10 protein-coding genes and 1 pseudogene are annotated in these 9,903 nt (G+C 74.7%); 7 read left to right on the forward strand and 4 right to left on the reverse strand.

The window, feature by feature from the left end; all coding sequences use genetic code 11:
* A pseudogene (locus GTR00_RS07040) lies at positions 1 to 496 on the reverse strand (hypothetical protein); the annotation flags it as partial.
* A gap of 137 nt (positions 497 to 633) precedes the next feature.
* Here GTR00_RS07040 and GTR00_RS07045 point away from each other — a divergent pair.
* Positions 634 to 1,521, forward strand: coding sequence for a Rieske (2Fe-2S) protein (locus GTR00_RS07045; protein WP_166610924.1), 888 nt, complete (start codon positions 634 to 636; stop codon positions 1,519 to 1,521).
* Positions 1,522 to 1,544: 23 nt separating this feature from the next.
* On the opposite strand, the gene GTR00_RS07050 is transcribed toward GTR00_RS07045, so the two are convergent.
* Positions 1,545 to 1,811: a hypothetical protein gene (locus GTR00_RS07050; protein WP_166610925.1), complete on the reverse strand. Its 267-nt coding sequence runs from the start codon at positions 1,809 to 1,811 to the stop codon at positions 1,545 to 1,547.
* A 196-nt stretch (positions 1,812 to 2,007) separates the two neighbouring features.
* Between GTR00_RS07050 and GTR00_RS07055 the strand changes: the two genes are divergently transcribed.
* The gene (locus GTR00_RS07055; protein ID WP_166610926.1) at positions 2,008 to 2,643 is read left to right on the forward strand and encodes a biliverdin-producing heme oxygenase; all 636 of its coding nucleotides are present in this window, start codon (positions 2,008 to 2,010) and stop codon (positions 2,641 to 2,643) included.
* Between the two features lie 121 nt (positions 2,644 to 2,764).
* On the opposite strand, the gene GTR00_RS07060 is transcribed toward GTR00_RS07055, so the two are convergent.
* Positions 2,765 to 3,184, reverse strand: coding sequence for a neutral zinc metallopeptidase (locus GTR00_RS07060; protein WP_456077711.1), 420 nt, complete (start codon positions 3,182 to 3,184; stop codon positions 2,765 to 2,767).
* Between the two features lie 140 nt (positions 3,185 to 3,324).
* Positions 3,325 to 4,374: a LacI family DNA-binding transcriptional regulator gene (locus GTR00_RS07065; protein WP_166610927.1), complete on the reverse strand. Its 1,050-nt coding sequence runs from the start codon at positions 4,372 to 4,374 to the stop codon at positions 3,325 to 3,327.
* A gap of 352 nt (positions 4,375 to 4,726) precedes the next feature.
* Between GTR00_RS07065 and GTR00_RS07070 the strand changes: the two genes are divergently transcribed.
* From GTR00_RS07070 to GTR00_RS07090, 5 genes are all read left to right on the forward strand, one after another.
* Positions 4,727 to 6,064: an ABC transporter substrate-binding protein gene (locus GTR00_RS07070; RefSeq protein WP_323132300.1), complete on the forward strand. Its 1,338-nt coding sequence runs from the start codon at positions 4,727 to 4,729 to the stop codon at positions 6,062 to 6,064.
* Between the two features lie 65 nt (positions 6,065 to 6,129).
* Positions 6,130 to 6,984 carry a carbohydrate ABC transporter permease gene (locus GTR00_RS07075; RefSeq protein ID WP_205705250.1) on the forward strand — a complete coding sequence of 285 codons (855 nt, stop codon included), beginning with the start codon at positions 6,130 to 6,132 and terminating at the stop codon, positions 6,982 to 6,984.
* A 3-nt stretch (positions 6,985 to 6,987) separates the two neighbouring features.
* Complete coding sequence (locus GTR00_RS07080; protein ID WP_166610929.1) at positions 6,988 to 7,878, forward strand: carbohydrate ABC transporter permease; 891 nt, start codon at positions 6,988 to 6,990, stop codon at positions 7,876 to 7,878.
* Between the two features lie 62 nt (positions 7,879 to 7,940).
* Positions 7,941 to 8,639, forward strand: a complete 699-nt coding sequence (locus tag GTR00_RS23655) for a ThuA domain-containing protein (protein WP_323132301.1) — start codon at positions 7,941 to 7,943, stop codon at positions 8,637 to 8,639.
* The gene (locus GTR00_RS07090) at positions 8,636 to 9,781 is read left to right on the forward strand and encodes a Gfo/Idh/MocA family protein (protein WP_323132302.1); all 1,146 of its coding nucleotides are present in this window, start codon (positions 8,636 to 8,638) and stop codon (positions 9,779 to 9,781) included. The genes GTR00_RS23655 and GTR00_RS07090 overlap by 4 nt, the downstream gene beginning before the upstream one ends.
* Positions 9,782 to 9,903: the final 122 nt, after the last annotated feature.

Raw genomic sequence — 9,903 nt, forward strand, 5'->3', positions numbered from 1 at the left:
GCCCCGCCCAGCGCAGCACCGCCCGGCCCAGCACGCCCACGGCCTCGTCGAACACCACGACGCGCTCGCGCGCCGGCCAGGTCGCCACCGCCCGCGCCCACTCCGCGGCCGCGGCGTCCACCAGGCCGTCCACGCGCCCGGGGGCCAGCGCGGTGGTGAACAGCTCCTTGCGCGCCCGGTGCTCGGCGTCGTCGAGGCCGTGCACGGCACCGCGCCCGAAGAGCACGTGGCTCAGCGGCGCCGGCACCGCCCCGCGCCGGGCCGTGCGGGAGCCGTCGTAGAACGCGCGCACGCCGTCGGCGCCGCGCACCACCACCGCCGGGCGGCCCAGCAGGCGCGTGCGCACCGGCGCGGCGGTGCCCGCGCCCGGCGCCGGCCGCAGCGGCGGCAACCCGTCGAACCCGCGCACCAGCAGGGTGAGCAGCAGGTCCGGCGTGCGGGTGCGCGTGCCGCCCCGCACGACCGCGCCCGGGGGAGGTGGTGCGGTGGTGCCCATGAGGCGCAGTTACCCGCCGGGCCGCGGTCCATGCGCCCCGGACCCGCCCGGGCCGGGCGCGGCGGGCGGCGCGACGGTCGGTGCGGCGGGCGGTGTTCGAGGTGCCGAAGCCCCCCGGCGGGGGTAGGCAGGGGGCCATGAGCCTGATCGGCGACCTGTTCGACGCACCCTCGCGGATGACCGCGCTGGACCCGCTCGCGTCCCGGGCCGCGGACGTGGCCGACCGGCTGCTGCCCGGCGGGAGGGTGCGCGCCCTGCTGCACGGGCGGCCCTTCAGGCACCCGGCGCACCCGGCGATGGCCTTCGTGCCCATCGGCACGTCCCTGTCGGCGCTGCTGCTGGACGCCGCCGCGGCCGTGCTGCCGGGCGGGCGCGCCCTGCACGCGCCGGCGCGGGGCCTGTCGGCGGTGGCCGCCGCCTCCGCCGCCCCCGCGGCGCTGGCCGGGTGGGCGGACTACACCCAGCTGCACCCCGACCAGCAGCGCACCGCGATCGTGCACGCCACCGGCAACGCGCTGGCCGTGACGTGCTGGACGGCCTCGCTGGTGGCCGGGCGCCGCGCGCCGCTGCTGCGCACCGCCGGCACCCTGGTCGCCGGCGCCGCCGGCGCGCTGGGCGGGCACCTGTCCTACCGGTGGGCCGCCGGCGCCAACCACGCCGAGCACCTGCCGCACCTGGCCGGCGACGGGAAGGAGCACGTCGACGTCGGGGCCCTGGCGGACCTGCCCGACGGGGAGCTGGTGCAGCGGCGCGCGGGTGACGCCCCGCTGTGCGTGCTGCGCCGCGGCGGTTCCGTGCGCGCGCTGGCCGACACCTGCACCCACCTGGGCGCGGGCCTGCACGGCGGCGAGGTGCGCGACGGCGCGGGCGGGCCGGAGGTGGTGTGCCCCTGGCACGGCAGCACGTTCCGCTTCGACGACGGCGCCGTGGTGGGCGGGCCGGCGACGGCGCCGCAGCCCACGGTGGACGTGCGCGTGGTCGACGGGCGCGTGCTGGCCCGGGTGGACGCCCCGCCGCAGCCCTGAGGCGGCGGCGGGGCCGGGGTCCCTCAGCCGAGGAACGTGGCCGGGTCCAGCACGTCGCGGCGCAGCCGCGAGCGCACCGGCCGGGCACCGGACTCCAGGATGCGCACCAGCTGCGCGTTGCGGGCGAGCTCGTCGTCGGGGGCGTGCGCCGCGATGAGCGCCAGGCGCTCGGCGTACGCCTCGCGCAGGGCGTCGAGCGGACCGGGGTCCCGCAGGTCGACGGAGCGGGGGTCGCCCGCGACGTCGAGGACGGGAACCCGGCGGGTGGTGTTCGTGAGGGGGGTGTCCACGGGAACTCCGATGTCCGCCGGTCCTGCGGCCCCTGGGGTGGACCGCCCCGGACCCGGGGGAGGGTCCGGTCACTCTATGTCACCACGTGCGCCGCCCACCGGCAAGGGAGGGCGTGCCCGGCGGTGGGGCGGTGCCGGCCGCGGGCGCGTTACGGTCGTGGGGGAGCGGCGCCCGCCGCCCGGGGGAGCGGGGGACGTGACGATCGACGGCGTGGCCGCTGGGGTGCGGGCCGGTGGCCGGCGGGCGGGCGGCGCGCTCGAGCGCGTGCGCGCCGCGACGGCGCGGGCGCACCGCGAGCTGGACGGCGGGCTGGACGTGCTGCACCGGCCGTGGGGGGCCGGCGAGCACCGCCTCTGGCTGGAGCTGACCCTGGGCCTGCTCGCCCCGGCGGAGGAGGGGCTGCGCCGCTGGGCCGCCGCCGACCCCGGCGTGCTGGACGTGCACGAGCGCGCCCGGGCGGGCATGGCGCGCGAGGACCTGCTGGCCCTGGGCGCCGAGCCGGCCGAGGTGGCCGCCGTGCCCCGCTGCCCCCTGGTGCCGCAGCCCGCCACCCGGGCCCAGGCGCTGGGCGTGTGCTACGTGCTGGACGGTTCCACGCTGGGCGGCAAGCTGATCCGCTCCGCGCTCGTGGCCGCCGGGGTCCCGCAGGAGGCGTGCACGTCGCTGACCGGGCACCCGGGCGCGGGGCGCCGCTGGCGCGGGACCACCGCCGCCCTGGAGGCGCTCGGCACGGCCGGCGACGCGGCCGTGGAGGAGGCCGCCGCCACCGCCACCGCCGTGTTCGAGGCCTACCGCCGCTGGCTGGCGCCGCTGGCGGGACGGCCGGCGTGAGCGCCCCGGCCACCTCCGCGCCGGTGCCGGGAACCCCGGCCGACGGCCCGCGCCCGTCCACCCTCGGGGAGGTGCCCCCGCCGGCCGCGCTGCACCGCGTCGCGCCGGTCCGGGCGCGCGCTCACCCCGGGTCGGCGGCGGCGACGGTGCCGCAGCGCGCGGGGTCGCTGGTGCCGTCGCCGAGGTTCGCCCAGGTGCCGGCGCAGCAGTCCGCCTGCAGCTCCAGGCGCACGCTGCCGCTGTCGGGCCCGCTGACGCCGGCCCGCACGGCGCTCGTCGTGCCGAGCAGCTGCTGCACGTGGTGGCCGTGCTCGTGGGCCAGGGCGTAGGCGTTGGCGAAGGAGCCGCCCTCGGCGCCGAAGCGGGTGCGCAGCTCGTCGAAGGACGACAGGTCGATGTGGACGAGCTGGTCGGCGGGGCAGCAGAAGGGCCCGGTGCCCGAGGACGCCGCCCCGCACGCGGTGTCGGTGGCGCCGGCGGAGAAGACCGTCGCGGCGGGGACGTAGCGCTCGCCCAGCAGGGCGCCCCAGCGGTCCTGCACGGACTCGACGTCGGCGACGAGCGCGCACTCGGTGCGGGCGCTCAGCCCCGGCGCGGGTGCAGCAGGCCCTGCCAGCGGTCGCAGCTCCAGCCCGACGTGCCGATGGACAGCCGCGCGCCCGCCCCCGCCCGGTGCCGCGCTCAGGCCGCCGGGGGGACGGTGGTGGCGCGCACGACCAGCTCGGTGGCCAGCTCCACGTGGTGGGAGTCCAGCTCCTCCCCGGCGGCCATGCGCAGCACCGTCTTCAGCGCCACCCGGCCCATCTCGCGCAGCGGCTGGCGGATCACGGTCAGCGGCGGGGTGGACACCTCGGCGAGCTCGGTGTCGTCGAAGCCCACCACGGACAGGTCCACCGGCACGCGCAGACCGCGCACGCGCGCCGCCTCCATGACGCCCAGGGCGATGGAGTCGCAGCCGGCGACGACGGCGGTGGGGCGGTACGGGCCGTCCAGGAGCAGCTCCCCGGCGCGCCGGCCCGGCTCGTAGGCGAACTCGTCGGTGGCCACGGTCGCCTCCGGCGGCACCGGCAGCCCGGCGGCCTCCATGGCGGCGCGGAAGCCGTGCTCGCGGGCCCGGTTGCACGAGGAGGTGGCCGGCCCGCCCACGTAGACGATCGAGCGGTGCCCGAGGTTGAGCAGGTGCTGGGTGGCGGTCATGCCGCCGGTGAAGTTCGTCGAGCCCACGCTGGTGACCTCCCGGCGCGGCAGGTTCAGCGGGTCGATGACCACCAGGGGCAGGCCCACCTGCCCCAGCGCGTCCACGTGGGCGGCGGTCAGCTCGCCGGTGACGACGATGACGCCGCTGCGGCCCAGGGCGACGAGCTCGCGCGCCCAGGAGCGCGCCGAGGCCCCGTGCGACAGGTCGGCGGGCAGCTTGCCCACCGCCACCGACACCCCGGCCTCCTCGGCGCCGCCGAGGACGCCGTCGATGACCTGGGTGGAGTAGGCGCGCAGCTCGCCGTGGACGAAGAACTGCACGACGCCACCGTCGGCGTGGGGGGTGCGGCGCGCGGAGGGCGGGGCGTAGTCGTGGCGGCGCAGCAGGTCCTCCACCAGCGCCCGGGTGTCGGCGGCGACGTCGTCGCGGCCGTTGACGACCTTGGAGACGGTGGCGACGGAGACGCCGGCCGACTGCGCGATGGTGGCGAGCGTCGGGCGGCCGTTCCTGGTGCGCGCGGTGCGGTCGAGCACGGCGGCCTCCTCTGCTGGGTGCGGGAACTGTGGCGACGGGGTCCTCGGCCGCTGTGCCGCGACGCCGTCGTCGTCCTCCTTTGCGAAAACTTTAGACGATCGATCGGCGCAGCGGGAGGGGCTTGCATCGTGGAAAGTGCGCCGGTTACCGGACCGTTACCCGCCCGGGGGGCCGTCTCGGGGTGAACGGCTTGACCCCGGTGGAGCCCCTGCCTATGGTTCCGGGCAGACGCCGCTGTCGAAAGATTTCGAGAGCGGTGGGACACCAGGCCCCCGGGCCTCCGGAGCGGCACCCGCCGCCTCCGTCACGAGAGCAGCCGCGAGGACGCGGCTCGGCGCATCGGAGATCGAAGTGGATCAGAAGCGAACCTCCCGCCGGTCCTTCCTGACCCTGGCCATGGCGACCCCGCTGGCCGCCTCGGCGCTGGCGGCCTGCGGCGGGTCCTCGGGCCCGGGCCAGGCCGCCGACGGCGGGGCCACCATCTGGTTCCTCACCGGCCAGCCCAAGGAGGACGTCCGCAACCAGTCGGTGGACTCCTTCAACGAGTCCTCCGAGGCGGGCGACCTGACCGTCGCGGCCTACCAGAACGACGCGTACAAGACCAAGATCCGCACCGCCATCGGCGCGGGCCAGGCCCCCACCCTGATCTTCAGCTGGGGCGGCGGCAGCGTGCGCGACTGGGCCGAGGCCGGCCAGATCGAGGACCTGACCAGCTTCGTCGACGAGAACCCCGAGATGCGCGAGCGCCTCTTCGAGGCCGCCTGGAGCCCGGGCGAGGTCGACGGCAAGATCTACGCCGTGCCGCACGAGACCGTGCAGCCCGTCTTCCTGTACTACAACAAGAAGCTCTTCTCCCAGATCGGCGCGCAGCCGCCGGCCACCTGGGACGACCTCATGGCGCTCGTGCCGCAGTTCCGCGCCGCGGGCATCGCCCCCATCTCGCTGGCCGGCCAGTCGCGCTGGACCACGATGATGTGGCTGGAGTTCCTCGTGCAGCGCGTCGCCGGCACCGAGGCCTACCAGGCCATCAACAACAGCGAGCCGAACGCCTGGTCCAACCCGGACGTGCTCAGGGCCTTCAGCCTGGCGCAGGACCTCGTCAACGCCGGCGGCTTCGTGGACGGCTTCAACTCCGTCGTCGCCGACCAGAACGCCGACCAGGCGCTGCTGTACACCGACAAGGCCGCCATGCTGCTGCAGGGATCCTGGTGCTTCGGGTCCATCAAGGCCGACGGCGGCGACTTCGTCAGCGGCGGCAACCTGGGCTACCAGTCCTTCCCCGTCGTCACCGGCGGCAAGGGCGACGGCGAGAGCACCGTCGGCAACCCGGCTCAGTACTACTCGATCTCCTCCAAGGCCAGCGAGGAGCAGAAGCAGATCGCCCGCGACTACCTCGCCAACGGCGTGCTCACGGACGAGATCGCTACCGCCTTCATCAACGAGGCCGGCGAGGTGCCGATCGTCAACGGCATCGACGACCAGCTCGCCGCCGCCGAGGACGGCGAGTTCCTCAGCTTCATCTACGACATCGCCAGCAACGCCCCGTTCTTCGGCATGTCCTGGGACCAGGCGCTCAGCCCCACCGCCGCGGAGGAGCTCCTCACCAACATCGAGCAGCTCTTCGGCAACCCGGGCGGCTTCACCCCGCAGCAGTTCGCCGACAACATGAACGCGGTCTCGCAGCAGTGAGCTCCGTCGCCGTCAGCGCGGCGGGCGCCGCCGGGTCGGGCGGCCGTGGCACCAGCCACGGCCGCCTGGCCTGGCTGGTGCTGCCCGCCCTGCTCTTCTTCACCGTCTTCGGCATCGTCCCGCTCGTGGGCGTGTTCGCGCTGAGCTTCACCTCGTGGGACGGCATCGGGTCGGTCACGTTCTCCGGCTTCGACAGCTGGACGTCGGTCCTGCGCGACCCCGGCCTGCCGCACGCGCTGCTGGTGACCTTCCTCATCATGGCGCTGTCCTGGCTCGTCCAGACGCCGATCAGCCTGCTCATCGGCGTCTTCATCGCCGGCAACCAGCGCTACCGGGCGTTCCTGGCGGTGCTGTACTTCATCCCGCTGCTGCTCAGCTCCGCGGCCATCGCCATCGTCTACAAGGCGCTGCTCGACCCGAACTTCGGCATCGGCGCCGGCCTGGGCCTGGACTTCCTCAACCAGAACTGGCTGGGGCGGCCGTGGCTGGCCCTGGGCGTCGTGGTGTTCGTCGTGTCCTGGCAGTTCGTGCCGTTCCACTCGCTGATCTACCAAGGCGGCGTGCGGCAGATCCCGGTCTCGATGTACGAGGCGGCGCAGCTCGACGGCGCCGGGCGCGTGAAGCAGTTCTTCCACATCACCGTCCCGCAGCTGAAGTACACGATCATCACGTCCTCGACGCTGATGGTCGTCGGGTCGCTGACCTTCTTCGACCTCATCTTCGTCCTCACCCAGGGCGGGCCCGGCGACGCCACCCGCTCGCTCGCGCTGGACATGTACCTGCGCGGCTTCCGCGCCAGCCTCATGGGGCCGGCCAGCGCCATCGCCGTCATCCTCGTGGTCGTCGGCCTCGTGCTGGCCCTGCTGCTGCAGCGCCTGGGCGGCAAGGACGCGAACACCAGCCAGCTGGAAGGGGCCTGACGCATGGCCACCACCGTCTCCACCTCCCGCAAGGCGCCGGCCGACGCCGCCGGCGGCGGCCGCGTGCGCCGCGCCGGCGGCTCGCGCAACTACCTCGGCGGGCTGTTCGGCTGGATCTGGCTGGCGATCATCATCATCCCGATCTACTGGATCGTGGTGACCAGCTTCAAGGAGCAGTCCGAGTACTTCGGCTCCAACCCGCTGGCCCTGCCCAAGGCGCCCACGCTCAGCGCCTACCAGCAGGTGATCGAGTCGAACATCCTGCGGTACTTCATCAACAGCGTGATCATCACCGTGGGCTCCGTGGTCCCGGCCGTGCTGATGTCGTTCATGGCGGCCTTCGCCATCGTGCGCGGCGGCGGCGGCCGGTTCCTCAAGGCGGTCAACGGCGTCTTCCTCATGGGTCTGGCGATCCCGCTGCAGGCGACGATCATCCCCGTCTACCTGATCATCATCCGCCTGGAGCTGTACGACACCCTCGCGGCGCTGATCCTGCCCTCGATCGCCTTCGCGATCCCGCTGACGGTGCTGCTGCTGAGCAACTTCATCCGCGACGTGCCCAACGAGCTGTTCGAGTCCATGCGGCTGGACGGCTCCAGCGAGTGGGGCAGCATGTGGCGCCTCGCCTTCCCTCTGACGCGCCCGGCCATCGTCACGGTGTCCATCTACAACGCGCTGCAGGTGTGGAACGGCTTCCTGCTCCCCCTGGTGCTCACCCAGAGCCCCGAGCGCCGCGTCATGCCGCTGGCGCTGTGGGACTTCCAGGGCCAGTACACGATCAACATCCCCGCGGTCCTGGCCGCGGTGGTCCTGAGCACGCTGCCGATCCTCGTCCTCTACGTGGTCGGCCGCCGTCAGCTCATCGCCGGCCTCACCGCCGGCTTCAGCAAGTGACGCAGCGCCCCTGACCGCGGCGCCCCCCGCGCCACCCGCACCACCGGAAGGACACCCTGCTCGTGAGCCAGCGCCAGGTCCTCGTCGTACGCGGCGGCTGGGAAGGCCACCACCCCGTCGAGGCCACCGACGCGTTCATCCCCCACCTGGAGGCGAACGGTTTCACCGTCCGCGTCGAGGAGGGCTCCACGAAGGTCTACGCCGACGCCGGGTACATGGCGACCGTCGACCTGATCGTGCAGTGCATGACGATGACGAGCATCGAGAAGGAGGAGCTGGCCGGGCTGATGTCGGCCGTCGAGGCCGGCACCGGCCTGGCCGGCTGGCACGGCGGCATCGCCGACTCCTACCGCAACTCCTCGGACTACCTGCACCTGGTCGGCGGGCAGTTCGCCTGCCACCCGGGCAAGCACCCCGACGAGCTCAAGGGCGACGAGACGGACAACTTCGTCCCCTACCGCGTCGAGGTCCTCCCGGCCGGCGCCGAGCACCCGATCACCGCCGGCATCGGCGACTTCGACCTGGTGACCGAGCAGTACTGGGTCCTCACCGACGACTACTGCGACGTCCTGGCCACCACGACGCAGGCCGTGCGCGAGTGGGACCCGTGGAACCGCCCCGTCACCTCCCCGGCGGTCTGGACCCGCCAGTGGGGGAAGGGCCGGGTCTTCGTGGCCACCCCCGGCCACGACATGGGCGTCATCGCGGACCCGAACGTCAAGACGATCATCGAGAGGGGTCTGCTGTGGGCGGCGCGGTGAGCGGGCCGTTGCGGGTGGGGGTGGTGGGCGCGGGGGTGATCAGCGCGCAGTACTCCGCCAGCCTGGCGCGCCTGCCCCAGCTGCGGGTCAGCGCCGTCTCGGACCTGAGCACCGAGCGCGCCGCGGCGCTGGCCGCCGAGCACGAGGGCGCGCGCGTCCTGCCGCTGGAGGAGCTGCTGGCCGCCGAGGACGTGGACGTCGTCCTGAACCTGACGCTGCCGCGCACCCACGCCGACATCGCGCTGCAGGCGCTGGCCGCGGGCAAGCACGTCTACGGCGAGAAGCCGCTGGCGATGCACGTGGACGAGGGCCGCGAGGTCGTCAAGGCCGCCGCCGCGGCCGGGCTGCGGGTGGGCTGCGCCCCGGACACGGTGCTGGGCACGGGGGTGCAGACCGCGCGCGCGGTGCTGGACGCCGGTGAGATCGGCGTGGCGCACTCGGCGACGGCGTTCATGACCACCCCCGGGCACGAGCGCTGGCACCCCTCCCCGGACTTCTACTACCAGCCCGGTGGCGGGCCCCTGCTGGACATGGGCCCGTACTACATCACCTCCCTGGTGCACCTGCTGGGCCCGGTGCAGCGCGTGGTGGGCGTCTCCTGGCGCCCGCAGCAGCAGCGCACCATCGGCGCGGGCCCGCGCGCGGGGCAGTCCTTCGACGTCACGATCGACTCCTCGGTGGCCGGGGTGCTGGTGCACGCCTCCGGGGCGGTGTCCACGCTGGTGATGAGCTTCGACACCTGGGCCGCGCGCCTGCCGCGCATCGAGGTGCACGGCACCGCCGGCTCGCTCTCGGTGCCCGACCCCAACCACTTCGAGGGGTGCGTGCAGGTGTACTCCGCCGCCTCGGCGCCGGCGCCGGGCGAGGGCGCGGACGAGGCGGGCAACTGGAAGGACGCCGGGGTGCGCGCGGGCTACGTGGGTGCCGGGCGCGGGTACGGCCTGGCCGACCTGGCCCTGGCGCTGGGTCAGGGTCGCGCGCACCGCGCCAGCGACGAGGTGGCCCTGCACGTGCTGGACGTGATGGAGTGCGTGCAGCGCGCGGCGGACACGCGCAGCTCGGTGGAGCTGAGCACCACGTGCCGGCGCCCGGAGCCGATCGCGGCACCGGTGGACCTGACCGCGGGCGCGCCCACCGCCTGAGCACCCCGCACGACCCGCACGACCCGCACGACCCGCACGACCCGCACGACCCGCACGACCCGCACGACCTGGACCAGCGGGTCCAGGTCGTGCGGGTCGTGCGGGTCGTGCGGGTCGTGCGG

Source organism: Kineococcus indalonis (assembly GCF_009906395.1).
GTDB lineage: Bacteria > Actinomycetota > Actinomycetes > Actinomycetales > Kineococcaceae > Kineococcus > Kineococcus indalonis.